Here is a 23,981-nt window from a genome sequence, read left to right on the forward strand (position 1 = left end):
TTCATGGGCACCGCTGCGCTGGCGCAGGAGGCAAAGCCTGCGGTTGCCTGCGGCGGCGATCTGGCGGCCTTCCTGAAGGACGTAAAGGCTGAGGCGATCGCCAAGGGCGTACCCGCAGAAGCCGCAGACAAGGCTCTTGCCGGCGCTCAGATCGACCCCAAGGTTCTTGCGCGCGATCGTGCTCAGGGCGTCTTTCGTCAGACCTTTCTTGAATTCTCGCAGCGGACCGTCAGCCAGGCACGCCTTGATATCGGACGCCAGAAACTCAAGCAGATGGCGCCAGTGTTTGATCGCGTCGAGAAGGAATTTGGCGTAGCGCCGGGCGTCGTTACTGCCTTCTGGGCCATGGAGACGGATTTTGGCGCCGTTCAGGGCGACTTCAATACGCGCAATGCTCTCGTTACCCTCTCTCACGACTGCCGCCGCCCCGAAATCTTCCGCAAGCAGCTGATTGCCCTCATCGAGATGGTGCAGCATGGCGATCTGGACCCGGCGACCAACACAGGGGCTTGGGCAGGCGAGATCGGTCAGGTACAGATGCTGCCGGACGACATCATCCACTACGGGGTCGACGGGGATGGCGATGGTCATATCAACGTCAAGACCAGTTCCGCCGACGCCGTGCTGACTGCGGCAGCCTTCATTAAAGACATGGGCTTCAAGGCTGGCGAACCCTGGCTCCAGGAAGTCGAACTGCCCGAAAATCTGCCCTGGGAAAAGTCCGGCCTGGGGAATGAAATTCCTGCCTCGGAATGGTTCGCGCTCGGCGTCAAGCCACGTGATGGAGATACGAAGTTTGGCAATCTCCCGACAGCACTTGTCCTGCCGCAGGGGCGCAAAGGACCGGCTTTCCTTGCCTATCCCAATTTCGGCATCTACCTGAAATGGAACCAGTCGTTCATCTACACGACGTCAGCTGCCTATTTCGCCACACGCCTCTCGGGCGCCCCGACCTACATCAAGGGCAATCCGGAGCCCGGGATGGATGATGCAACGATGAAGGCACTGCAGACGAAGCTCCAGGCCCGTGGTCACGACGTCGGGAAGATCGACGGCATCCTCGGATCCGGCACGCGCGTGGCAGTTCAAAAGGAGCAACAGCGTCTTGGTCTGTCGGCCGATGGCTGGCCGACTCAATCTTTGCTCGACGCACTCTGAAAACGAAACGGGCCGCTGAATGTTCTGTCTTCAGCGGCCCTGATTTTTACCGACCTCTTGATCTTGCAGCGCAACCAGAGTCACGAAATGTGACGATTTTTAACAGTGCAGACGCGATCATTAACGCTTTGCACACCAAAATCGCTAACAAATTTTATAGAGCAAAATCAAACTGCTGATACGTTTAATCAGCACCTTAACCTGTCGTTCACGCCGCATTGCAGCACATTATTTACTTTGAAACTCAACGCAAATGCCCCATCTTTGACTCGTTAAACCAAGGAGGCAGACATGGGACGCACCTATTCCTTCAATGTCCTTCTCGTCGGTGCAGCGTTCGTATTTGTGGCGTCGATGCTATTTATGTGAACTGTCGGCAGGCCGTTGCGGTTCTGCCTAATTGGATATCGAAACGGGCCTGCGGGCCTATGACTACCTGGAATTGGCTCCTGCATTCAAAGCGCATTCAACGAAAGTGAAACGCTCGGCCCCCGCCGCGCCTCGCACGTAACAAGGCTCAGGCCGCCGCCCCGGCCTGGGCCTTTTCCTTTGGCAATCGTCCAAGACTCGTCAGAACTGCAGAAACCAGTGGTGCGCGGTTCATCGTATAGAGGTGAAACTCATCCAGACCGCGGCGCATCAGATCCTGGATCTGCTCGGCCGCAACTTCGGCGGCTACCTTGGCGCGCTCTTCCGGCTTGTCGTCCAAGCCCTCAAAACGAGCATCAAGGAAAGAAGGAATGCCCGCACCGCATCGGCTGGCAAAACGCTTGAGCTGCGTCAGGTTCTGGATTGGCATGATGCCGGGCACGACCGGGATCGAGATTCCGGCTTTGCGCACCTGCTCCAGATAGCGCTCGAAAACATCATTATCGAAGAAGAACTGCGTCAGTGCGCGATCTGCACCCGCATCCGCCTTGCGCTTCAACATCTCGATATCGGCATGAACGTCCCGGCTTTCAGGGTGCTTTTCCGGATAGGCAGAGACGGAGATTTCGAACCCACCTTCCGCCTTCAGGGCCGCAACAAGCGCCGCAGCATTTTCATAGCCATGCGGATGAGGCACATAGGCCGTGCCCACGCCGCTAGACGGATCGCCGCGCAGGGCGACGATATGCTGCACACCCATCGCCCGAAGCTCATTGATAACGTCATGCGTCTCATCACGGTCGGCATCGACACAGGTCAGATGCGAGGCTGTTGGCAGATTCGTTTTCGAGATGAGGCGTTCGACCGTCGCAAAGGTAGGCCTTTTGGTCGTTCCACCTGCGCCATAGGTGACCGATACGAATTCCGGCTCGAAGAGCGCCAGTTGATCCACAGTCTGCCAAAGCTGCTCTTCCATTTCCGGCGATTTCGGCGGAAAGAATTCATAAGACAGGCGAAAATCATGCGCGGGGCGGACCGGATGTGTCATTGGGCGGCTTCCGATTTCAGTATGTCATGGGTGTTTGAAGATGCGGTCAGGTCTGCGCCGCGCCGGGCACGGGCGAGCCAGATCGTCACCGTCAGTGCAGGCGCGCCTTTGGTCGCGACAGGCTTGAGGTCCAGGATGTCTTCGACGACCAGACCCGCTTTTTCCAGCCATTCCTGAACCGTCTGGTGCGAGAAACCGAGCCGAGCATGCGCATGATCCTCACGCAGATAATCCAGCGTATGAGGTGCCAGATCCACGATCAGCAGACGACCGTCGCTTCGTAGAACGCGCGCTGCCTCCGTCACGGCCTTTTCGGGTTGATCCAGGAAGTGCAGAACCTGATGGACGGTAACAAGGTCGAAATCACCCGCTTCCGCAGGCAGATTGCAAATATCGCCGTGGCGAACCGATGCCTTCAGAATACCCGCCCGATCGAGATTGGCGCGGGCAACAGCCAGCATGTCTCGGCTGGCATCGATTCCGACGGCACGCCGATAATGTGCATGAAGCTGCTGAAGAACCCAGCCGGTGCCCGTACCCAGATCGAGAAGAGAATCGATCTGCGCGTCACCAATCAAATTCGCCAGCGCCTTTTCCACCTGCTCGTCACTCACGTGCAGACGGCGCAGTTCATCCCACTCGGCAGCGTTACGGCTGAAATAGGCCTGTGCTTTCGCAGCTCTTTCCCGCTTCACATCCGAAAGCCGCTCGCCATCCCGCACGAGAACCGGATCCGACAGATCGACGGCCCCCAGCAGTTGACGGACCACTGCTGCCGCCTCCCCTTCGTGGCTTAACCGGAAAAACGCCCATGCGCCTTCCTGGTAGCGCTCGATAAGCCCCTCTTCCGACAGCAGCTTCAAATGGCGCGAGATACGCGGTTGCGACTGCCCAAGTATATCGGTCATATCGCTGACTGTCAGATCCCCTGCCGAAAGCAGAACGAGAAGACGGAAACGAGTCGTCTCACCCGTCGTCTTCAACACGTCCACCAGCTTTTCGAGACCCAAGGTCATTACGCATCCACCACAATCAAGATATAAAGATATCTTTATGTGACATCGCCGCGCATGACAAGCTAAAATTTACCGAGGCGCAACGCATCACAACACCGCCCTCAAAAAATAACAGCCGCCGTTCGGTCTGGAACGGCGGCCTGCTGGATAATTTTTAACCCGGTCAACGTGGAAATCAGCGCGTCAAGCGCTTGTAGGTTACGCGCTTCGGATTGACCGAGTCCGCGCCAAGGCGACGGATCTTATCCTGCTCGTAATCTTCAAAGTTACCTTCGAACCACTCGACATGGCTGTCGCCTTCGAAGGCCAGGATATGCGTTGCCAGACGGTCGAGGAACATGCGATCGTGGCTGATGATAACAGCGCAGCCAGCGAAGTTTTCAAGCGCGTCTTCCAGCGCACCCAGCGTTTCAGTGTCGAGGTCGTTGGTCGGTTCGTCGAGCAGAAGAACGTTACCGCCAGCCTTCAGCATCTTGGCGAGGTGAACGCGGTTGCGCTGACCACCGGAAAGATTACCAACCTTCTGCTGCTGATCGCCACCCTTGAAGTTGAAGGCACCGCAATAGGCGCGGCTGTTCATCTCGTACTTGCCGAGCTTGATGATATCGTTGCCGCCGGAAATTTCTTCCCAGACATTCTTCGAACCATCAAGCGAGTCACGGCTCTGGTCGACATAGCCCAGATGCACCGTCTCACCGATACGGATATCGCCGGAATCCGGAGTTTCCTGGCCGGTGATGATGCGGAAGAGCGTCGACTTACCTGCGCCGTTGGGACCAATTACGCCGACGATGCCGCCCGGCGGCAGCTTGAACGACAGGTTCTCGAACAACACGCGGCCATCATAGGATTTCGAAATGTTTTCCGCCTCGATAACTACCTGACCCAGGCGCTCGCCGACCGGAATGATGATCTGCGCTTCACCAGGACGACGGTTCTCTGCCGCTGCAACCAGTTCGTCGTAAGCCCGGATACGAGCCTTCGATTTTGCCTGACGCGCCTTCGGAGACGATGCAATCCACTCCTGCTCGCGGGAAAGTGCCTTCTGGCGACTGCCTTCCTCGCGCTCTTCCTGCGCAAGGCGCTTCGCCTTGGCATTGAGGTAGGCGGAGTAGTTGCCTTCGTAGGGGATGCCGCGGCCACGGTCGAGTTCGAGAATCCAGCCCGTCACGTTATCGAGGAAGTAACGGTCGTGGGTAACCATCAGGATGGCGCCCGGATATTCGCGCAGGTGCTTTTCGAGCCAGGCGATCGTCTCGGCGTCCAGGTGGTTGGTCGGTTCGTCAAGCAGCAGCAGATCGGGTTTGCGCAGCAGGAGCTGGCAGAGCGCGACGCGGCGCTTTTCACCACCGGAGAGGTTATCGACCGATGCATCACCCGGAGGGCAACGCAGGGCATCCATGGCCATTTCGACCTGGCTTTCGAGATCCCAGAGGTTCTGGCTGTCGATGATGTCCTGAAGCTTCGCGCCCTCTTCCGCCGTCTCGTCGGAATAGTTCATCATCAGTTCGTTGTAACGGTTGAGGATCGCCGTCTTGTCGGCAACGCCTTCCATTACGTTCTCGAAAACGGTCTTGGTCGGGTCGAGCTGCGGCTCCTGCGGCAGGTAGCCAAGTGTTGCGCCGTCGGCCAGCCATGCTTCGCCCGTCCACTCCTTGTCGAGCCCGGCCATGATCTTTAGAACCGTGGACTTACCCGCGCCGTTGGGGCCGAGGATACCGATCTTGGCGTCCGGGTAGAAAGACAGATGAATGTTTTCAAGTATCTTCTTGTTGCCGTAGGCCTTGTTAAGGCCAGCCATGTGATAGATGAATTGACGTGCCATAGGGACAATCGCTCCGGCGCCAGTGTGGGAAAAGTGCCCGCTATGTAAGCGAAACGAGCAGAAGGGGCAACAGCCAAAGCCGCCAGAGCAAGTTTGTCCAGAACTGGTATCACCGCAACTCGGCGTGATTGATGCGAAACAGCATGAACCCGGTTACAGGATTGGCGAGAACGGTCTGAAGCCCCGCCCATGCCTCACCAGCCTGTATCGTTTCCATCAGAGAACCTGCAGGAAAATCGATGGCTGCCTGCACATCACAAACTGCTAGATACTGGAATTGCTCCGCTGCAGTGCGTCGTTCCTGCGCGTTATCTGAAAGAAATACATCGTAGAAGCGTCGCATGCCGGGACTGCCTCGGTGGAAGGACAGAGCACCCACAGACATGCCGTCGGGAAGTTGATCAAGCAGTGCAAGCCCTAGTGCGGGCGGCAGGAGAATCCGGCCCGGTGGCAGCGCAGCCAGTACATTGACTTCTTGGGCGCAATCGTCGTGGGCAAGGAAATGGATCAGCGCAGGCGCTGGTGCGATTTTAGGGATCGAATGCGCCAAAGCTGCGGAACCACTGACACAAATGAAAGAGGCGAGCCCAATCGTCGCTGCTTCGGTTTTGCCACCAATTCGAATTCGCTCCCAAATCATGGCAAGAAACATCGCAAGGGCAACAGGTGGGAAGCGGCTAAACCGCGTCTGCAGCAGGTAAAGCGCCAGCAGCATGGCTGCAACAGCATAGATGGTGGCAAGCGCAGCATCGCCTGAACGGAGACGAGAGATCACCAATTGCAGGGAAGCCGCTAGGATGATCAGATAAACGCTCAGAAGGCCAATTGATGGCCAATCCCGCCGCTCGAAATATTGCAGAAAGCTTCGCTCCTGCGGGATCTGCGAAATCCATATCTCCCAGATGACCGGGTCCACCATTGGGTAGGGTCCACCGAGGCAGAGCGGATGGCTTTTCCCCACCCATACCAGTAAGGCAAGCGAAGGAATTGCAAGGCTCGCAAAGCGAACAAGCCGGGATGAAGTCCGGATCAAACCTGTCGCAGCCAAGACAATCCCACCATACCCGACCAGGAGCTTCAGATAGGGTGCGGAAAAGGCATCGCACTCCGTTGCCCATAGCCGGGTCGGCCCAACGAATGCGAGCCCCGCCAAAGGCGCGATAGCGGCAACCGTCGCAGCAAACGTCAGCAACCTTTCGCGAGAATTTTCGAAGCCGGACACCCACGCAAGACAGGGGGACACGGCAATGACAAACACGACTGGTGCGAGTTCGAGTCCGACGACGATCGAAAGCACACAAGCTGTACCGCTCAAAATCATCCCGGCTTGCGAACGCCTGGACACACCAAGCAAGGCTGCCACCAGCATGATCAACTGAATATTATGATGGTCGATCCGGCCGGGCGAGAACTCCAACAATGTTGGCATTAACAGGAGAAAGCTGGCGATGACGGGAATATGTCGGTCCGTTGATCGGTCGAAGTCCAGGTTCTGCAGCGTCCTGAACCACAAAATGCAGAACACGCAAAGCATCACAATCGGCCATATAAGAAAGGCAAGCCCCATTGCTTGCTCTTCCGCAATGAAGAACCTCATCCCGGATACAAGCAGAATGTAGGGAAGATCAACGACCCGCGACCAGGGCGAAATATAGGCTTGCGGCATCTCGACGCCATAAAGCTGCAAGTCAAACCATCCCCCGCGTTCCAAGAACTGCGCTATCTGCAACGAGCGCAATTTATCATCGACATCGATCACGCTTCCCGCGGTGCCGGCTAAATGGTGGCCGATGAAAAGCAACATCATCCCCACCAAGACGACAAAGAGAACTCCGCACCTTTCCCGCGAATTTGTGCATACCCATTGCTTTATAAAGGAGAAAAATGCAGCCATTAGAAAATTTTCATACGTTATTGCAACTAAAGGTACGCTTTACTACGGTTTCAAAAGTTACGTTTGTGTTAATGCCGCGAAACGGTTGCCTTCTGCAGTTCGGCCATTCACAACTATCCGCGCCAGCCACTGAACAGCGGGAGTGAGATCATGTTCGAGGCCATTGAACAGCTGAAAAGCGAGACAGGAGCAACACTCGCCGCGCGGCATCAGCCAGCAATCGGCCAGACGCGAGGCATCCTGCAAATCAGCCACGGGCTTGCGGAACATTGCGGCCGCTATGCGCCCTTTGCGCAGGCCATGGCCGCGAAGGGTTTTGCCGTCTACGCCCATGATCATCGCGGGCATGGGCATACCAAGGCGGCCGATGCTCCTATTGGCCGTTTCGCGAAGGAGGATGGCGTTGGGAAGGTCATCGCCGATGTGACCGCCGTCACCGATCACGCGAAGGCCGCCTATCCGGGTCTGCCCGTCTTTCTGTTCGGTCACTCCATGGGCGGGTTGATCGCCCTCAACACGGCATTGAGCAAACCGCGCGCCTATAGCGGGGTGGCCATCTGGAACTCCAACTTTGCCGCTGGCGGCATGGGACGGCTGGCACAGGTCGTGCTGAAGACCGAACGTGCCCTGAAGGGCTCGGATGTACCCAGCATGATCCTGCCCAAGCTTACCTTTGAGACCTGGGGCAAATCCATGCCGGATTACAAGAGCCAGGCAGATTGGTTGAGTCGCGACAGGGCAGAAGTCGAAGCCTATGAGGCCGATCCGCTCTGCGGTTTCGATATCAGTATTTCCATGTGGCTCGACGTGTTCGAGATGACCTTCCGCGGCACCGAGCAGAACCTGCTTGTGAAGCTGCCAAAGAGCCTTCCCTTCCACCTTGTCGGGGGTGGTCAGGACCCGGCAACGGAAAAGGCAAAAGCCATCGACTGGCTGTCACACCGCCTCGTCAAGGCGGGTTTCACGAAAGTTCATAAGCGCATCTATCCACTGATGCGCCACGAAACGCTCAATGAACTGGGCCGCGAGGAGGCTATGCAGGAGTTTGCGGACTGGCTGCAAACGAATGTGCTGGCTTCATCGAACAGTGATACTCAAGAAACGGCTATCGGAATGATGCCATGATTTTAAATCAAGTGCCGTTCGCGCTTGTCGCCGCTATGAATAGGTGAAATTTCAGCCAAGGCGGAGCTTGTCGTCCCATCATGATTGCCTCACCCTCCAACGCCGCCCCTTTACACGGCATACGCGTTATCGAGCTCGCTCGCGTTCTCGCCGGTCCATGGGCTGGCCAGATGCTGGCCGATCTCGGTGCCGATGTCATCAAGGTCGAGAACCCGAACGGCGGGGATGACACCCGCGCCTGGGGTCCTCCTTTCGTAGAGGGCGTGCAAGGAGACAATCTCTCTGCCGCCTACTATCACTCCACCAATCGCGGCAAACGATCTGTGGCGGTTGACTTCAGTACGCCTGAAGGTCAGGAAACCGTTCGCGAACTGGTGCAAGATGCCGATGTCATCATCGAGAACTTCAAGCTGGGTGGCTTGAAGAAATACGGTCTTGATTATGAGAGCCTCAAGGCCATCAACCCGAAGCTGGTCTATTGCTCCATCACCGGCTTTGGCCAGAACGGTCCCTATGCTGCATTGGCTGGTTACGATTACATCGTGCAGGGCATGTCCGGCTTCATGTCAATCACCGGCGCACCGGATGGCGAACCGATGAAGGCGGGCGTTGCCATTGCCGATATATTCACGGGCATTTACGCCGTCACCGCTATTCAGGCAGCCCTCATTCATGCGCTGAAAACAGGGCAAGGCCAGCATGTGGATATGGCACTTCTGGATGTCATGTCTGCAGTTCTTGCCAACCAGAATATGAACTACCTGATTTCGGGCAAGGCACCGGTGCGGCTCGGCAATGCCCACCCCAATATCAGCCCCTATGAAGTGGTTCCGACGGCAGACGGCCATCTCATTCTCGCCGTCGGCAATGACGGCCAATTCGCGCGGCTCTGCAAGATCTTGGGGCTTGAAGAAATGAGTGCAGACGAGCGCTTCGCCACCAACAAGGCGCGTGTGGCAAACCGCGATGCAGTCCGCGCCGCTGTGATCGCGAAAACCCAGACATGGACCAAGGCGGACCTGCTGGCCGCCTGCGGCGAGAATGCGGTGCCCGCCGGCCCGATCAACTCGATCGACGAGATGTTCGAAGATCCGCAAATCAAGGCGCGCGAATTGAAGATCGATCTCGCCGCACAGGATGGCACGGTCATTCCGGGCGTACGCACGCCGATCATTCTGTCCGAAACACCATTGACCTATCACAGACCAAGCCCTGCACTTGGCGAACATACAGATGAAGTCCTCGCAGAACTTGAGGCAAAAAAACAGGAGAGGAAACAGGCATGAAGACCGGCGGCCAACTTATTGTCGATGCATTGAAGGCCAACGGCGTTAAACGCGTTTCCTGTGTTCCTGGCGAAAGCTATCTCGCCGTTCTCGATGCGCTTTATGACAGCGGCGTCGAGGTGATGATTTGCCGTCAGGAAGGCGGCGCTGCCATGATGGCCGATAGCTGGGGTCGCCTGACAGGTGAACCGGGTATCTGCATGGTGACTCGTGGTCCGGGCGCAACCAACGCTTCTGCCGGCCTGCACGTCGCCATGCAGGACTCGATCCCGATGATCCTCTTCATTGGACAGGTTCAGCGCGATGCGCGCGAACGCGAGGCGTTTCAGGAAGTGGAATATCGCCGCGCCTTTACCGAATTTGCCAAATGGGTTGGCGAGATCGATGATGCCCGTCGTATTCCGGAATTCGTGACCCGCGCCTTTGCCGTCGCCACCTCCGGCCGCCCCGGCCCCGTCGTGCTCACCCTGCCGGAAGATATGTTGCGCGATACGGTGGAAGCACCGGAAGCCAAGCCCTATACCCGCGTCGAAAGCCACCCCGGCGCATCGCAGGTCAAAGCGTTCGGACAGATGCTGAGCGAAGCCAAGCGGCCCATGTTCATCATCGGCGGTACGCGGTGGAATGAAGAGGCCGTTGCCGACTTCCAGAGCTTTGCCGAAAAGTTCCGTATTCCCGTCGGTTGCTCCTTCCGCCGCCAGATGCTGTTCAACCACACGCATGCTTCTTACGCAGGCGATGTCGGCATCGGCATCAACCCTGCACTTGCAAAAGAAATCAAGGAGTCGGATCTCATCGTGCTGCTTGGCAGCCGCATGTCGGAAATGCCTTCCTCCGGCTATACGCTGCTGGATATCCCCTACCCGTCGCAGAAAATCGTCCACATCTTCCCGGACCCGGAGGAGCTTGGCCGCATCTATCGCCCCGATCTCGCAATTGTTGCTGCACCGGCGGAATTCGTAGAAGCGATCAAGGATCTGGAAGCACCGGCGCAACCTGTCTGGGCAGAGCGTACCACCTCCATGCATGAGGCCTATCTGCGCTGGTCCACGCCGCCGGAAACCGGACCGGGCGATGTGCAGATGGGCCCGATCATGAACTGGATTGAGGCCAATGTGCCGAAGACCGCCGTCTTCACCAATGGCGCTGGCAACTACGCCACCTGGCTGCATCGCTTCCACCGCTTCCAGGCCTATAACACCCAGTCCGCACCGACTTCGGGGTCCATGGGCTATGGCCTGCCTGCCGCCGTTGCGGCCAAGGCGCTGTTCCCGGAACGGGAGGTCATATGCTTTGCAGGCGATGGCTGCTTCATGATGCATGGCCAGGAATTCATCACCGCCGTGCGCTATGGCCTGCCGATCATCACTGTGCTGGTCAACAACGGAACCTATGGCACGATCCGCATGCATCAGGAACGCGATTACCCGGGCCGTGTCAGCGGCACCGATCTGGTCAATCCGGACTTCGTGGCGTTCGCGCAAGCCTATGGCGGCCATGGCGAGCGGGTGTCTAAGACCGATGAGTTCGGTCCGGCCTTCGAGCGGGCACGCGCCAGCGGCAAACCAGCCATCATCGAGGTCATGCTGTCGCCGGAAGCCATCACGCCGACGCGAACCCTGACGCAGATCAGAAACAAGACTTGAACAAAAAAGCCCGGCGGATCAAACCGATCCACCGGGCTTTTGAATCAATATGTCAGGCGCTGATTACAGCGCAGCCGTAACGATGAACTCAACCTTGTAATCCGGCGTGGCAAGAGCAGCTTCGCTCGTCGCGCGGGCTGGCGGGTTCGCCGGATCGATCCAGCTTTCCCAGACGGCGTTCATTTCGCCGAAGGTCGACATATCCGACAGATAGATGATCGTCTGAAGAATCTTGGACTTGTCCGAACCGGCAGCAGCCAGCAGGCGGTCAACTTCAGCCAGAGCCGACTTGGACTGTTCGGTGACGCTTGCGCCTTCACCAACCTGACCAGCCAGATATACCGTGTTGCCGTGAACGACGGCGCCGCTCATGCGCTTGCCGGGTTCGATACGCTTGATGCTCATGGAATGCTCCCAATGAATTGAGCTTACAGAAAGTCTTGAACAGAATTCAGCCGCGCAGATGCAGGCTCTTCTCGTAAATGGCGGTCGAGCGCGCGCCGGAGCGGCAGTAGCCCAGCATGGGGCGCGGAAATTCATCCAGCGCATCCACCATGCCCTTTACGGCATCCGCATCGACGCCCATCCGACCAACCGGCACATGCGCGATGTCGAGGCCAAGTTCCTTGGCGCGCGCCGCAATCTCGGCAAAGGAAGGCTGCCCCGGCTCTTCTTCATCCGGGCGATTGCAGACGATGGACTTGAAACCCAGAGCCTTGATCTGGTCGAGATCGCTGGGAAGAATCTGCCCTGTGACGGAATACTCGTCGTTGATCTGGCGGATATCCATGGTTCAGCCTCCGGCTAGGAAAATGTTGGGCTTTCAATTACGACGCAGGCTCGTCCCCGTCAATCGCGGTGCCGTCAATCGCTGGGCTTGCTCAAACAAAGCTGAAGCGAAGCGCGTAGTCTGCGCTTTCACCCGGCTTCAACATCTCCAGCTCTCCTGACCGGGCCAGTTCTTCGCGGCTTGCCAGGCGGTGCGACACGGGCTCGATGCCCAGCACATGTGCCGGTTGCTTCTGGTTTCGCCACACCTGCAGATAGGGGAGCGTGCTCGTCAGAAACTTCACACGCAGCGTCACGCCGCCAAGGCTGGCAATCGGGCCAAGCGACACCTCTGCCCAATCCTCGCCGCCAACACGGGCCCGGACACAGAAGACGCTGCCCGGCTCTTCGCCAAAGTTCCAGGCAAAACCACCGCCTTCCAGCATGGCGCCACCAAGCCGCACATTCTCGTCAAACAGCCATGCACCAATGTTCATGTGGTACATGTGGACCTTCGCGACAGGCTTATCCCCAACATTGGTCACTTTGTCGGAGAGGCAAACTTCGCCGGTTTCGCCATTCATCCGCCAATGGCGGTCAAGCAGGACGGAACCGCCATCGGCAGTCTCGACCTTGATCCGCGCAGTACATTCCGCATCGTCGCCCAGCGTATCCCAGAACAGGATTTCCGCCGGATGGGAGGAGTAGGATCCATGCAACGGATAGCGCTTACCTGAGGCATCGCCATCGATCGGAACAGGATGACGGATATGATCAGGCCCGCAGGTGAAGAGGAAGCCTTCCAGCGAATGATCGATCCGCGGATCGCCATCATCGGGAATGGCACGACCGGGGGCGATGTCGGTTCCACCCACGATACAGCTGCCGATATCCATGACGCTCGTTGGATCCAGATGGATGATCGGCCCACGGCCTGCAGAAAACTGTTTCACAATCGCCTCCCAGAGCTGTGACTGGCGCACAGCCTTATAAAATGTTCACGTTAAGCTCGCATTCACCCTAATTTTTTATCTTTTCCACACTTGCGTCAAAATCGGGCTGTCTGACACAAGGCGGCAAGGTGGGGTGGAACGCGACGGCGGATTCGCCGTTTCCATTCGTGTTCTCTAACGGTGATATCGTGAAGCGCTTATTTGTGACAAGCCTCGGCATTGCAGCCCTCGTCAGTGTGCAGGTGGCATCCCCTGCCCTTGCGCAAACACGCTATGTGCGTTCGCCTTCTAACGTCGTGCTGGTCGCTCCCGACGGCGCCATCCTGGATTACACACCAGATAGCCGCGACGTCGTGATCAGCAGGGACAATATGGGCCGCCGTGTCTATCTTGATCACTGGGGCAATCTGGTTGCCACGGAGATGCGCAATGATTCCTACGGCGGAGGCAATCGCTACGACCCATCCGCTGGCGGTTATGGCCGTCAGGACCCATACGCTCCCCGCTACAATGATCGTTACGGCCAGAGCGCGCGCGGTGGCGGCTATCAGGATTACCGCCAGTACCGACCCGGTGAGCCCGGAGAGGTGACGGGTTCCATTCCGCGTGATGCATCCATTGATCGCCTGCCTTTGGATGCCGATGGCGCCATACTGGATGACGGGCAGGAAGACGCCAGCATAGAGCCGCAGCGCGCGCTTCCGCAGCCCAACATCGCGCCTTCGACCAACAAGCCCATCATCGCCGTTACCAAGAAGCCGCAGGCGGAGATTGCTGCCCTTCAAGTGTTCCTTGACCGGCAGGGCATTTCTCCCGGTGTGATCGACGGCCATCTGGGCGATAACGTTAACAAGGCTGTCGCTGCCTGGCAGGAAATGACCGGCGAGACGCTGGATCCGAACAATTCCGAAGACATCATGCAGCGCCTGACCTATGAGGGCGGCTTGCCAATCGTGGATTACACGATCACCGCAGCTGATGCCGCGGGCCCCTATGTGGCTTCCATTCCAGACGATTACGCTCACAAGGCGCAACTTCCGGCTATGTCCTTCACGTCAGTGACCGAAGCATTGGCCGAGCGTTTTCACATGGATGAGGAATATCTGAAGTCGCTCAATCCCGGTGTCGATTTTTCAGTCCCCGGCTCGATCATCAAGGTCATCAATCCGGGCCAACCGAAGACCGGCGAAGTGGTTCGCGTTGTTGCAAACAAGGCCAAAAAGCAGGTTTTCGCCTATGGCGCGGACGGTCGCCTGATCGCTGCCTATCCTGCAACCATCGGCTCATCGGACACGCCTTCGCCCAGTGGGACGCACACGGTTGAGCGTATCGCCCTCAATCCGGGCTATACATATAATCCGAAAATCAACTTCAAGCAGGGCAATAACGACAAGATCCTTCAGATCCCGCCAGGGCCTAACGGTCCGGTCGGTTCTGTGTGGATCGCGCTCTCCAAGCCCACCTACGGCATTCACGGCACACCGGAACCCTCAAAGATTGGCAAGACGAATAGCCATGGCTGCATTCGCCTGACGAACTGGGACGCGACGGAGCTTGCCAAGATGGTGAAGCGGGGAACGGTGGTGGAGTTCGTGGATTGATCAGGCGAGATTGATGGGACCTGATGACAGCCACGATCAATGCTCAGACCAAATCCTTCGCCATCAAAACCCACTCTCCCTGCTCATCTGAACCGGGGAAGGGAAGAAACTGCCTTCGATCAAGCTCAGCAAAGCCGGCTTTCTTATACAGCGCGTAGGCAGTGGAATTAAAACTACCGACGAGAAGAGAAAGTTGCGTTGCGTATTTTATTCTGGCTAGACGCTCGGCTTCGGCCAGCAGAACGCTACCCAGCCCCTTGCGCTGATGCTCAGGATAAATCGCGAGCGCCGAAATGTACCAGCTTCCGACCACCATTGCCTTCAACTCATTCAGCGGAACAAGATGCTCCGGTCCGGCCTGAGGTGACTTGGCACTCACAGGAATGATGTATCCGTTGAAGCCGCCAACAATCTCGGCATTAATGTCCGCAAGCAGCCAATTTTGAAAATGGGTAAAATGGTTGCTGTCGTTGCGAATGATATTCCGGCCCACTTCGAATGCTGATTGCCCCGGCCAAGCCGATAACGCCCACAGGAATGATGTGAGGCGGCGGGTCGCCATGTCAGCGAAAAGCACAAGATGAGCACAATCGTTTACGGATGCCGGACGAAGGTTTACTGGCGCGATATGAGGGGAGGAGGACAATGGATTTCTCCAATTCTTGATATAATAAACAGCCCGCCAACCGCACGGCTGGCAGGCTAACAGGTTGAAAAAATGCAACCTTTTGATCAGCTAAGCTACTGGCGTTCCACTTAAGACAGAGAGCCGTGTCTTCTCCGTTCAAGCCGCTGAACGATTGAAGTTCAACACGCGCCCTACGCCGGAGCGCACGATGCGCATGGGCATCAGGCGCTTCACCTCATCCGCCAGCGCACGAATGTTTTCGCGGGCCTTCTCGAGGTTGGAAACCTTTGCCGCATCCAGCGTATAGAGCGTACCGCCCACTTCGAACAATTCGCGGAAGGCCGTGCGTTCGCCAATCGGCGTATTCAGCACGTTCACACCGCGCTGAGCCAGCAGGCCCTTGATCGCGAGAAGCGAGCGGGTCGTGACCATGGGCGTGACGCGGGTCAGCACCACGGAGTGAGCCACCGCATGGCCTGCCTTCTCCTTCATCAGCGCCAGAAGGTCGAGGATCTGTGCCGCTCCCTTCGCATCCATGGCTGATCCCTGCACCGGGATGAACACATGGTCGGAGAGGCCAAGCGCCGTCGTCACCAAGGCGTCGCGCGCGCCAGCAAGGTCGATAACAAAGTAATCCGTCTGTCCCGCCATCTCGCGCAGATGACACTGCAGAGACGCGACAGATACTTCTGTAATAATGGAGATGTTGCGCACGGCACCGGACATCTCGTGCCATTGGCTGATCCAACGTTGGGGATCCGCATCAATCAGCGTGACCCGATAGCCTTGGTGAGCGAGTTCGGTGGCAAGTAGCAGTGCTGCGGTGGTTTTGCCTGCCCCACCCTTGGCATTCGCGAAAGAAATCACGGGCATAAATCGGCATCCTCGTCTGTAATCGAGCCGCATCGCTCAAACGAGCACCGGAACATGTGCTCTTGAAGTAAAGTTTCTCCAAACAGGGTTAACGATGTGTAAATTCATAATACGTTAATTTACCTAACAGAACTTAGGATTGGGCGCGCACAAAGATGCTCGCAAAAAGAGGTCCGGCAGCTTACCGGACCTCCCTTTTCTTGGTAATCGTCGGCTTTCAGAAGCAGTCGCGGAAAAGCTGCTTGGTATTTTCCAACGTCAGCGTCACCGGATTACCGCCGCAGGACGGGTCTTCAATCGCCATGGCGGAAAGTTCGTCGATTCGGTCCGGCTGAATACCCATCGCCGTCAGGTTGTCAGGCACATGCAGTTCCGCACGAAGCTTCAGTACATAGTCGTAGAAGCCGTCGAAGCCGCCCGCGATTCCGAGATAGGCGGCAGCACGCTCGATTTTGTACTCGATCTTCGAACGATTGAACTTCAGCACAGGCGGCATCACGACGGCATTCGTCATGCCATGATGCGTGTTGTAGACGGCACCGATGGGGTGGGACAGCGCGTGGATGGCCCCCAAACCCTTCTGGAACGCGACGGCACCCATGGCAGCGGCCGCCATCATGTTGGTGCGGGCCTCGATATCCGTGCCTTCGTGGTAGGCGCGTGGCAGGAATTCCTTCACCAGTCGCATGCCTTCCAGCGCAATGCCCTGGCTCATTGGGTGATAGAAGGGCGAGCAATAGGCTTCAAGGCAATGGGCGAAGGCGTCCATCCCCGTTCCAGCCGTGATTGCCTTCGGCATGCCGACCGTCAGTTCCGGATCGCTGATCACGACACCCGGCAGGAACTTCGGGTGGAAGATGATCTTCTTTACATGGGTCACCGAATTGGTGATGACGGAAGCGCGGCCCACTTCCGAACCGGTGCCTGCCGTTGTCGGAACCGCAACGATCGGAGCGATTCCTTCCACCTTCGCACGCGTCCACCAGTCGCCAATATCCTCGAAGTCCCAGACCGGACGATCCTGGCCGACCATGAAAGCAACGCACTTGCCAAGATCGAGGCCGGAGCCACCACCGAAAGCAACGACGCCATCATGCCCACCCGCGCGGAATGCCTTGATGCCCGCTTCGAGGTTCTTCTCATTCGGGTTGGGATCGACATCCGCGAAGATGGCGCGGCCAAGGCCCGCCTCTTCCAGCACGTCCAGCGCCCCTTGCGTGATCGCCATATTGGCGAGTCCGCGGTCGGTGATCAGCAGCGGCTTCTTCATACCCAGCGATTTGCAGGCGTCCGCCAGTTCCTTGATGCGGCCGCGGCCAAGCTTGACGGCGGTCGGGTAGCTCCAGTTTGCGGTGATGTTCATGGCGTCTCAGGCTTTCTTGAGGTGATAGGACTTCGGACGGGTCAGGTTGTGGAAGCCGAGGACGGAGAGCGAGCCACCGCGTCCGGTTTCCTTCACACCCGTCCAGACCAGTGCCGGATCGAGATAATCACAACGGTTCATGAAGACCGTGCCAGTTTCGAGTTCGGTGCCGATGCGGGAAGCGCGTTCCTCATCCTTGGTCCAGAGCGAAACGGTGAGCCCGTATTTGCAATCATTCATCAGGTCGAGCGCCTCAGCATCGCTCTTCACCTTCATGATGCCTACGGCAGGACCGAATGTCTCCTCGCGCATGAACTCCATGGAGTGGTCCACGTCCACCAGGATCTGCGGCATCAGATAGGCGCCGCCATCGTCCTGCGGGAACAGTTTCGGATCGACCAGCGCCTTTGCACCCTTGGCAACCGCATCCGCCACCTGTTGGCGCACCGTCTTGGCGAAACGCACATTGGCCATCGGTCCGAGGGAGGTTTCTTTGTCCAGCGGATTACCGAGCTTGTAGTTGGAAACCCAGGCAACTGATTTCTCGACGAAGGCATCATAGAGGCTCTCATGCACATAGATGCGCTCGATGCCGCAGCAGCACTGGCCGGAATTGAACGTCGCGCCATCCATCAGCGTGTCGACGGCGGCATCCAGATCCGCGTCTTCCATCACATAGCCCGGATCCTTTCCGCCCAGCTCCAGCCCCATGCCGGTAAAGGTTCCGGCAGCGGCTTTCTCCACCGCACGGCCACCTGCGACAGACCCGGTGAAATTGATGAAGTTGAACGAACCGGCGGCAATCAGCTTCTCGCTGGTGGCGTGGTCGAGGAACAGGTTCTGGAACACGTCTTCCGGCACGCCGGCTTCCACGAAGGCGCGCACCATGCGTTCACCGACCAGCAGTGTCTGTGCAGCATGCTTGATGATGACCGTATTGCCAGCCATCAATGCAGGAGCGACCGTGTTGATTGCCGTCATGTAGGGGTAGTTCCACGGTGCGATGACGAAGACGACGCCATGCGGCTCGCGCTCGATGCGGCGCGTAAAGGCGGCGCTGCTCTCGATCTGGATTGGCGCCAGCGCCTCGGCAGCCACGCTTGCCACATAGTTGGAGCGCTCGTTGAAACCCTTGAACTCACCGCCATAGCGAACGGGGCGCCCCATCTGCCATGCCAGTTCCGGCACGACCTCGTCCACCATCTCGTTCAGGCGTGCGACGCCCTTCATCACCAGTTGAACGCGGTCCTCCAGCGGGCGCTTGGCCCAGTCCTTCTGCGCCCGACGCAAGCGGGCGACCACTTCGCTGGCAGCTTCCAGAGAACTGGCAGGCCGTTCGGCATAGACCGAACCATCTACCGGCGAGATACATTGGATCATTGTCATGATCGTTTTCCTGTTACCCTTCAAAAAATGACAGCGGCACCGCCGCTGCCATGATGACATAGCTGCTTAACCGGCCAGACAGACCGTGGGCTTTAGGCCCGCTCGAAACCGCGCGCCACTTCCCAATCGGTGATGCGGCGGTCATATTCTTCCTGCTCCCATTCAGCTGCTCGCACATAATGGTCGATGACATCGTCACCGAATGCCTCCCGCAGCATGGCAGAATTGCGCAACAGCTCAGTTGCATGGCGCAATGTGCGCGGAATTTCCCGCACACCCTTGCCGCCATAGGCATCTCCGACGAAAGCAGGCTCAAGCTCCATTCCGTTCTTGATACCCTCGATGCCTGCCGCGAGCAAAGCCGCCATGGCTAGATAGGGGTTCAGATCCGAGCCGCCGACGCGGCATTCGATGCGAATACCCTTGGTGTCTTCCCCGCACAACCGGAAGCCTGCCGTGCGGTTATCCTTGCTCCACACGATCTTGGTCGGCGCAAATGTTCCAGCCACGAAGCGCTTGTAGGAATTGATGTAGGGCGCGAGGAAATAGGTAATCTCTGAGGCGTGGGCCAGCAGACCAGCAATGTAGTTCTTCATCAGCGGCGAAATGCCGTGTTCGGCGTCCTTGTCGTAGAAGAGTGGCGTCTTGCCGTCGGCGCTCCAGAGCGACTGGTGGATGTGCGAGGAAGAGCCTGCCGCCGTATAGTTCCACTTGGCAAGGAAGGTTGCTGCCTTGCCTTTGGTCCAGGCGATCTCCTTGACACCGTTCTTGATGATGACGTGGCGGTCGGCCATCGTCAGCGCTTGCGCATAGCGCACATTGATCTCTTCCTGACCGGCAGAGGCCTCCCCCTTGGAATTTTCCACCGGCACACCGGCCCCTTGCAGACCGGTACGGATGGCGCGCATGACCTCTTCTTCCTTGGTCGTCTGGAAGATGTGATAATCCTCGTTATAGCCGCTGGCGAGCTTCAGGTTGCGATAGCCGCTTTCGCGCGCCGACTCAAAGCTCTGATCAAACAGGAAGAATTCCAGCTCGGTCGCCATGAAGGCCGTGAAGCCCATGTCTTCCAGCCGCTTGACCTGTTTTTTCAAAATGGCGCGCGGCGAGTGCGGCACTTCCTCATGGGTGTGGTGGTCAAGAACATCGCAGAGCACCAGCGCCGTTCCTTCGAGCCAGGGAATCTTGCGCAGCGTCGAAAGGTCCGGCTTCATGGTATAATCGCCATAGCCCTTCTCCCAACTGGTTGATTTGTAGCCAGAGACGGTCTCCATCTCCATGTCGGTCGCCAGCAGATAGTTGCAGCTATGCGTTTCCTTCCAGGCGCTTTCGACGAAATATTCTGCCTGGAAGCGCTTGCCCATCAGGCGGCCCTGCATGTCCACCTGCGCAGCGACAACGGTGTCGATCCGTCCGGCGGCAACATCGATCTTCAGGTCGTCGAAAGTATAGGTCGAGCTCATTTTTCTTTATCCGTTCTCGAATGGAAAACCGCCGCACCTCCCGTGCGGCGGTGATTGGTATTCAAATTTCACGCTTCGCCGACGGCCGCCTCCGCAGCGGCGATCTGCTCCTTGCGCTTGGCAATGGCATCGCCGATCGGCGGGCCCTGGAAGCGGCGGTTCTCGAAGCCGAACCAGACGATGGCGGTCAGAACCAGGAAGCCGAGCGTGATTTCAAGCGCCCAGTCATTTGGCGGCTGGACCCCGATGTAGAAGATGATGGCCATCGAAACCACAGCGAGAATGGCAACAAGCTTGTAGGCGCCGACCCCCATGTTCCAGGGGCCCATCACCGGCCATTTCGACGTGCCGATAGCCGCAAATCCAAGGGCGATTGGCAGTACGAAGGACAGGAAGATGAAGATGACCGTGCAGGATACGACGATGGAATAGGCAGGCGTCCCCGCAATCGTGATGGCAGACGTGAACCAGACGAACAGAACGGCCAGGATTGCACCTGTCCAGATCGCTGCCACGGGGCTCCGGTACTTGCTGCTGACCTTTGCAAGGGTAGATGAGGCCGGAAGTCCCTTGTCACGCGAGAACGCATAGATCATGCGCGACAGAGAAGTGACGGTCGCCAGTCCGCAAAGAAGCTGTGCAAGGAAGATCAACACGTAAAGGATGGTCTTAACGCTACCGTTTACCTGGGCATCCATGGCCCAGAAGAACACGTTCCAGCCTTGCTTGGCGGCGTCATCCATGTTCGGCAGCATCAGCACAAACGAGCACAGCATGATATAACCGAACACAGTCGACCAGATGACGGAGGAAACCATGCCCTTTGGAACCGAAACGGCAGCCTTCACCGTTTCTTCGGACGTATGGGCCGAAGCATCATAGCCTGTGATGGTGTAGATCGGCAGCAGAAGACCCAGCAGAAACGCCATGCCGCCAGACACAGCCGTTGGCCAGACGGCAGCGCCCGTCATGCTGCCATCGGCTGCCATCGTCGGCTGGCCGGTGTAATTTCCGAACGTAAAGAGTCGCGCGAACTCATAGGATGGCGCACTGGCAAGGCAAACCACAGTGAGGATCACGGCAGTGGCCAGGATCAGATAGCCGGAAAAATCCGTCAGCTTTGCCGTGAGACCGATACCGAAATGGTTGATCAGGGCCTGAAGCGCGGTGATGACGGCCACGAACAGCACACGGTGCGTCAGCGTGTCTTCAATTCCGAACGTGGAGCCGAAGGCCCCGAAGAAGAAGTAGAAAGTACCGACGTTGATCGCGCCGAGAACGGTCACAAGACCAAGCAGGTTCAGCCAAGCCGAAAGCCAGCCGGTGAAGCGGTTACCCAGAATGGAGCCCCAGTGATAGAGGCCGCCTGCGGTGGGATAGGCCGAGCTGATCTGGGCAAGACCCAGCGCGAAGATGCCAGAGATCAGGCAGCCCAGCGGCCAGCCTATGCCGATGGAGGCGCCACCGGCGCCCGCTGTTGCCTGCCCCAGCGAATTGATACCACCGGACAGAATGCAGATGATTGAAAAGGAAATCGCGAAATTGGAAAAGGAACTCATGCGCCGTTCCAGTTCCTGCGCATAGCCCATGGAGTGCAGGATCTGCACGTCCTCTTTCTTGTCATTCTCCGTATAATTTGACATGACGTTCCCCTGTTATCGAATGGCCGCCTGAACGGCCTCGAATTCTCTCCCGCCCCCTTCTGGTTGCGGGCACGCCAACAACTGTCTCCCAGGGTCTTCTTTTAGTCCGGCTGCTTCAGGCTTTCCCGCAACAGGCCGGTCAGAAAATCAGCCACGACCCCTTGGCCAACTTCGTCTTCTATCAAATCGTTGCGCATCTCGATCATCACATTCAAAAGCCCGTTCGGCAGGGCATGAAGCTCAAGCGTATGAGTAACGCCATCCGCCGGACCATATGGTTCATTGCGCTCAATACGATAGAGTGAGGTGTCTGCAGCGGCCGCCAGCATTCGATCGGCAAGACGGCTGTCGGTATCGTGCAGTATCCCGATTTCAACCTCACGCGGCTTGCCGAAATAGACCGGCGTGAACGAATGCACAGTCACCAGTACGGCAGGTTGGCCGCGGGTGGCACGCGCCTCGATCTCATCACGAATGCGGTTCTGAAAAGGAAAATAGAGGGCCTGCGCCCTCGCCACCTTCTCCTGCTCGCTCAGGTTCTCGTTTCCGGGAATACAAAAGACCTCACTGACCTCGCGCATGGCGGCTGGCGATTCCGGAGGACGATTGCAATCATAGACCAGCCGGGAAAAACGCTGGTAAATCAGCGTAGCATCAAGGCTTTTGGACATAAGCCTCGAGACTGCCAGCGCGCCTGGATCCCACGCGATGTGCGATGACAACGCATCGTCTGAAAGCCCCAACGTGCCAACGGCCTCCGGCAGGCGCAGGGAAGCATGCTCGCAAACCAGCACAACGGCGCTTCGCCCATCGGCATTTTCCACAGCGACCGGTTGCCCGTCGCGTTCAGTCAGGAAGTCCGTTTGCGCCAACATTGCCTTGATCCAGCATCATGCCTTGAGGGTGTGGCGAAGAGAATTCTTCATCATCTTGTCATCGTCAACGATTTTTTGAAAATTTCTTTTCAGTCGCCGGATTGACTCTTGGGCTGTCACAAATGTTAACTGGAGCTAAACCGGCATCAGACCGGAAGGGGAATTGAAGACCAGTGACATCTCCATCGCACACCGTGCTGGAGGTAATCCGTCAGCGCTATGACGGGTTGACCCCGGCTGAAAAGCGTCTCGCAGACAGCCTGCTGGAGAACTATCCCGTTTCCGGGCTGGGCAGCATCACTGCGACTGCCGACAATGCGGGCGTCTCGACCCCGACTGTTGCGCGCATGGTGCAGAAACTGGGCTACAAGGGCTATCCGGAATTTCAGGCCCACCTGCATGTCGAACTTGAAGCCACCATTTCAAATCCGATCACAAAGCATGATCGCTGGGCATCCGGTGCGCCGACGGCACATATCCTGAACCGGTTCGCGGACGCCATCACCGACAATCTGCGCGAAACCTTGTCGACCATGGATGTCGCGACTTTCGATGCCGCGGCAGACTTGTTAAAGGATGACAGACGTGCGGTCTACTTTGTCGGTGGCCGCATCACCGGCGCTCTGGCCGAATACTTCTTCACGCATATGCAGGTCATCCGACCTCGCGCCACCCTCATCTCCACCAATCGCAGTTCCTGGCCGCAATATCTGCTCAACATGAGCGAAGGCGACGTTGTCGTTATTTTCGACATACGTCGCTATGAGCAGGAGTTGGCGACGCTGGCAGAAACGGCTGCGGCGAATGGTGTGGTTATTATCCTTTTCACAGACGTCTGGGCATCGCCGGTGGCTCGCCATGCGCAACATGTTTTCAAAGTGCGCATCGAGGCACCATCGGCCTGGGATTCGTCTGTGGTGACACTCTTCACTGTCGAGGCTCTGATCGAAGCCGTTCAAAGCGCGACGTGGGAAAAAACGAGAGAACGCATGAACGCTCTCGAAACGCTTTTTGAACGCAGTCGGCTGTTTCGGCGGACTGCTCCTGACAGGGAGCGTTAG

General features: G+C 57.6%; 20 protein-coding genes. 6 read left to right on the forward strand and 14 right to left on the reverse strand.

The features are described 5' to 3' along the window. Positions 1–3 precede the first annotated feature (3 nt). Complete coding sequence (locus E8M78_RS22715) at positions 4–1,158, forward strand: lytic murein transglycosylase (RefSeq protein ID WP_246658455.1); 1,155 nt, start codon at positions 4–6, stop codon at positions 1,156–1,158. Positions 1,159–1,675: 517 nt separating this feature from the next. On the opposite strand, the gene metF is transcribed toward E8M78_RS22715, so the two are convergent. The 4 genes from metF to E8M78_RS22735 form a co-directional block, all read right to left on the reverse strand. After that, positions 1,676–2,575 (reverse strand): methylenetetrahydrofolate reductase [NAD(P)H], encoded by a 900-nt coding sequence (metF, locus tag E8M78_RS22720; protein ID WP_137137193.1) that lies wholly within the window; start codon positions 2,573–2,575, stop codon positions 1,676–1,678. Continuing rightward, entirely contained in the window at positions 2,572–3,591 is a 1,020-nt protein-coding gene (locus E8M78_RS22725; protein WP_137137194.1) for a metalloregulator ArsR/SmtB family transcription factor, read from the reverse strand. Before E8M78_RS22725 ends, metF begins: the two co-directional genes overlap by 4 nt. A 175-nt stretch (positions 3,592–3,766) precedes the next feature. Further along, entirely contained in the window at positions 3,767–5,416 is a 1,650-nt protein-coding gene (gene ettA / locus E8M78_RS22730) for an energy-dependent translational throttle protein EttA (RefSeq protein ID WP_062554122.1), read from the reverse strand. Between the two features lie 109 nt (positions 5,417–5,525). Then, positions 5,526–7,103 carry a hypothetical protein gene (locus E8M78_RS22735; RefSeq protein WP_137137195.1) on the reverse strand — a complete coding sequence of 526 codons (1,578 nt, stop codon included), beginning with the start codon at positions 7,101–7,103 and terminating at the stop codon, positions 5,526–5,528. A 357-nt stretch (positions 7,104–7,460) separates the two neighbouring features. On the opposite strand from E8M78_RS22735, the gene E8M78_RS22740 reads away from it, so the two are divergent. The 3 genes from E8M78_RS22740 (at position 7,461) to E8M78_RS22750 (ending at position 11,367) form a co-directional block, all read left to right on the forward strand. After that, entirely contained in the window at positions 7,461–8,435 is a 975-nt protein-coding gene (locus E8M78_RS22740) for an alpha/beta hydrolase (RefSeq protein ID WP_137137196.1), read from the forward strand. 80 nt (positions 8,436–8,515) lie between these two features. Next, entirely contained in the window at positions 8,516–9,721 is a 1,206-nt protein-coding gene (locus E8M78_RS22745) for a CaiB/BaiF CoA-transferase family protein (protein WP_137137197.1), read from the forward strand. Further along, a complete protein-coding gene (locus tag E8M78_RS22750; protein WP_137137198.1) occupies positions 9,718–11,367 on the forward strand; it encodes a thiamine pyrophosphate-binding protein in 1,650 nt (549 codons plus the stop codon). Before E8M78_RS22745 ends, E8M78_RS22750 begins: the two co-directional genes overlap by 4 nt. 63 nt (positions 11,368–11,430) lie before the next feature. On the opposite strand, the gene E8M78_RS22755 is transcribed toward E8M78_RS22750, so the two are convergent. The 3 genes from E8M78_RS22755 to E8M78_RS22765 form a co-directional block, all read right to left on the reverse strand. Next, positions 11,431–11,772 (reverse strand): RidA family protein, encoded by a 342-nt coding sequence (locus E8M78_RS22755; RefSeq protein ID WP_062554116.1) that lies wholly within the window; start codon positions 11,770–11,772, stop codon positions 11,431–11,433. A 46-nt stretch (positions 11,773–11,818) separates the two neighbouring features. After that, entirely contained in the window at positions 11,819–12,157 is a 339-nt protein-coding gene (locus tag E8M78_RS22760; protein WP_137137199.1) for a TIGR01244 family sulfur transferase, read from the reverse strand. 91 nt (positions 12,158–12,248) lie between these two features. Beyond that, positions 12,249–13,088, reverse strand: a complete 840-nt coding sequence (locus E8M78_RS22765) for a DUF4432 family protein (protein ID WP_137137200.1) — start codon at positions 13,086–13,088, stop codon at positions 12,249–12,251. Between the two features lie 236 nt (positions 13,089–13,324). On the opposite strand from E8M78_RS22765, the gene E8M78_RS22770 reads away from it, so the two are divergent. Continuing rightward, positions 13,325–14,689 (forward strand): L,D-transpeptidase, encoded by a 1,365-nt coding sequence (locus tag E8M78_RS22770; protein WP_246658456.1) that lies wholly within the window; start codon positions 13,325–13,327, stop codon positions 14,687–14,689. A gap of 43 nt (positions 14,690–14,732) precedes the next feature. Here the strand turns inward: E8M78_RS22770 and E8M78_RS22775 are convergent, their stop codons facing one another. The 7 genes from E8M78_RS22775 to E8M78_RS22805 form a co-directional block, all read right to left on the reverse strand. After that, positions 14,733–15,335, reverse strand: coding sequence for a GNAT family N-acetyltransferase (locus tag E8M78_RS22775; protein WP_137137201.1), 603 nt, complete (start codon positions 15,333–15,335; stop codon positions 14,733–14,735). A gap of 138 nt (positions 15,336–15,473) precedes the next feature. After that, complete coding sequence (locus tag E8M78_RS22780) at positions 15,474–16,190, reverse strand: ParA family protein (RefSeq protein ID WP_137137202.1); 717 nt, start codon at positions 16,188–16,190, stop codon at positions 15,474–15,476. Positions 16,191–16,407: 217 nt separating this feature from the next. Further along, a complete protein-coding gene (locus E8M78_RS22785) occupies positions 16,408–17,553 on the reverse strand; it encodes an iron-containing alcohol dehydrogenase (RefSeq protein WP_137137203.1) in 1,146 nt (381 codons plus the stop codon). A 6-nt stretch (positions 17,554–17,559) separates the two neighbouring features. After that, entirely contained in the window at positions 17,560–18,939 is a 1,380-nt protein-coding gene (locus E8M78_RS22790) for an aldehyde dehydrogenase family protein (protein WP_137137204.1), read from the reverse strand. A gap of 92 nt (positions 18,940–19,031) precedes the next feature. Next, positions 19,032–20,402 carry a glutamine synthetase family protein gene (locus E8M78_RS22795; protein ID WP_137137205.1) on the reverse strand — a complete coding sequence of 457 codons (1,371 nt, stop codon included), beginning with the start codon at positions 20,400–20,402 and terminating at the stop codon, positions 19,032–19,034. A 68-nt stretch (positions 20,403–20,470) separates the two neighbouring features. After that, the gene (locus E8M78_RS22800) at positions 20,471–22,045 is read right to left on the reverse strand and encodes an amino acid permease (RefSeq protein ID WP_137137206.1); all 1,575 of its coding nucleotides are present in this window, start codon (positions 22,043–22,045) and stop codon (positions 20,471–20,473) included. Between the two features lie 101 nt (positions 22,046–22,146). After that, a complete protein-coding gene (locus E8M78_RS22805; RefSeq protein ID WP_137137207.1) occupies positions 22,147–22,920 on the reverse strand; it encodes an N-formylglutamate amidohydrolase in 774 nt (257 codons plus the stop codon). Positions 22,921–23,093: 173 nt separating this feature from the next. Here E8M78_RS22805 and E8M78_RS22810 point away from each other — a divergent pair, with 173 nt between their 5' ends. Further along, positions 23,094–23,981, forward strand: coding sequence for a MurR/RpiR family transcriptional regulator (locus E8M78_RS22810; protein WP_137137208.1), 888 nt, complete (start codon positions 23,094–23,096; stop codon positions 23,979–23,981).

The sequence above is a fragment of the Rhizobium sp. FKY42 genome, from assembly GCF_005222835.1.
Classification (GTDB): domain Bacteria; phylum Pseudomonadota; class Alphaproteobacteria; order Rhizobiales; family Rhizobiaceae; genus Neorhizobium.

What these genes read in the sequence shown, in the direction of transcription:
- E8M78_RS22725 (WP_137137194.1), bottom strand. Translation starts at nt 3,591, where the DNA reads ATGACCTTGGGTCTCGAAAAGCTGGTGGACGTGTTGAAGACGACGGGT.
- E8M78_RS22790 (WP_137137204.1), bottom strand. Translation starts at nt 18,939, where the DNA reads ATGACAATGATCCAATGTATCTCGCCGGTAGATGGTTCGGTCTATGCC.
- E8M78_RS22750 (WP_137137198.1), top strand. Translation starts at nt 9,718, where the DNA reads ATGAAGACCGGCGGCCAACTTATTGTCGATGCATTGAAGGCCAACGGC.
- E8M78_RS22760 (WP_137137199.1), bottom strand. Translation starts at nt 12,157, where the DNA reads ATGGATATCCGCCAGATCAACGACGAGTATTCCGTCACAGGGCAGATT.
- metF (WP_137137193.1), bottom strand. Translation starts at nt 2,575, where the DNA reads ATGACACATCCGGTCCGCCCCGCGCATGATTTTCGCCTGTCTTATGAA.
- E8M78_RS22780 (WP_137137202.1), bottom strand. Translation starts at nt 16,190, where the DNA reads ATGCCCGTGATTTCTTTCGCGAATGCCAAGGGTGGGGCAGGCAAAACC.
- E8M78_RS22740 (WP_137137196.1), top strand. Translation starts at nt 7,461, where the DNA reads ATGTTCGAGGCCATTGAACAGCTGAAAAGCGAGACAGGAGCAACACTC.
- E8M78_RS22715 (WP_246658455.1), top strand. Translation starts at nt 4, where the DNA reads ATGGGCACCGCTGCGCTGGCGCAGGAGGCAAAGCCTGCGGTTGCCTGC.
- E8M78_RS22800 (WP_137137206.1), bottom strand. Translation starts at nt 22,045, where the DNA reads ATGTCAAATTATACGGAGAATGACAAGAAAGAGGACGTGCAGATCCTG.
- ettA (WP_062554122.1), bottom strand. Translation starts at nt 5,416, where the DNA reads ATGGCACGTCAATTCATCTATCACATGGCTGGCCTTAACAAGGCCTAC.
- E8M78_RS22795 (WP_137137205.1), bottom strand. Translation starts at nt 20,402, where the DNA reads ATGAGCTCGACCTATACTTTCGACGACCTGAAGATCGATGTTGCCGCC.
- E8M78_RS22805 (WP_137137207.1), bottom strand. Translation starts at nt 22,920, where the DNA reads ATGTTGGCGCAAACGGACTTCCTGACTGAACGCGACGGGCAACCGGTC.
- E8M78_RS22785 (WP_137137203.1), bottom strand. Translation starts at nt 17,553, where the DNA reads ATGAACATCACCGCAAACTGGAGCTACCCGACCGCCGTCAAGCTTGGC.
- E8M78_RS22755 (WP_062554116.1), bottom strand. Translation starts at nt 11,772, where the DNA reads ATGAGCATCAAGCGTATCGAACCCGGCAAGCGCATGAGCGGCGCCGTC.
- E8M78_RS22745 (WP_137137197.1), top strand. Translation starts at nt 8,516, where the DNA reads ATGATTGCCTCACCCTCCAACGCCGCCCCTTTACACGGCATACGCGTT.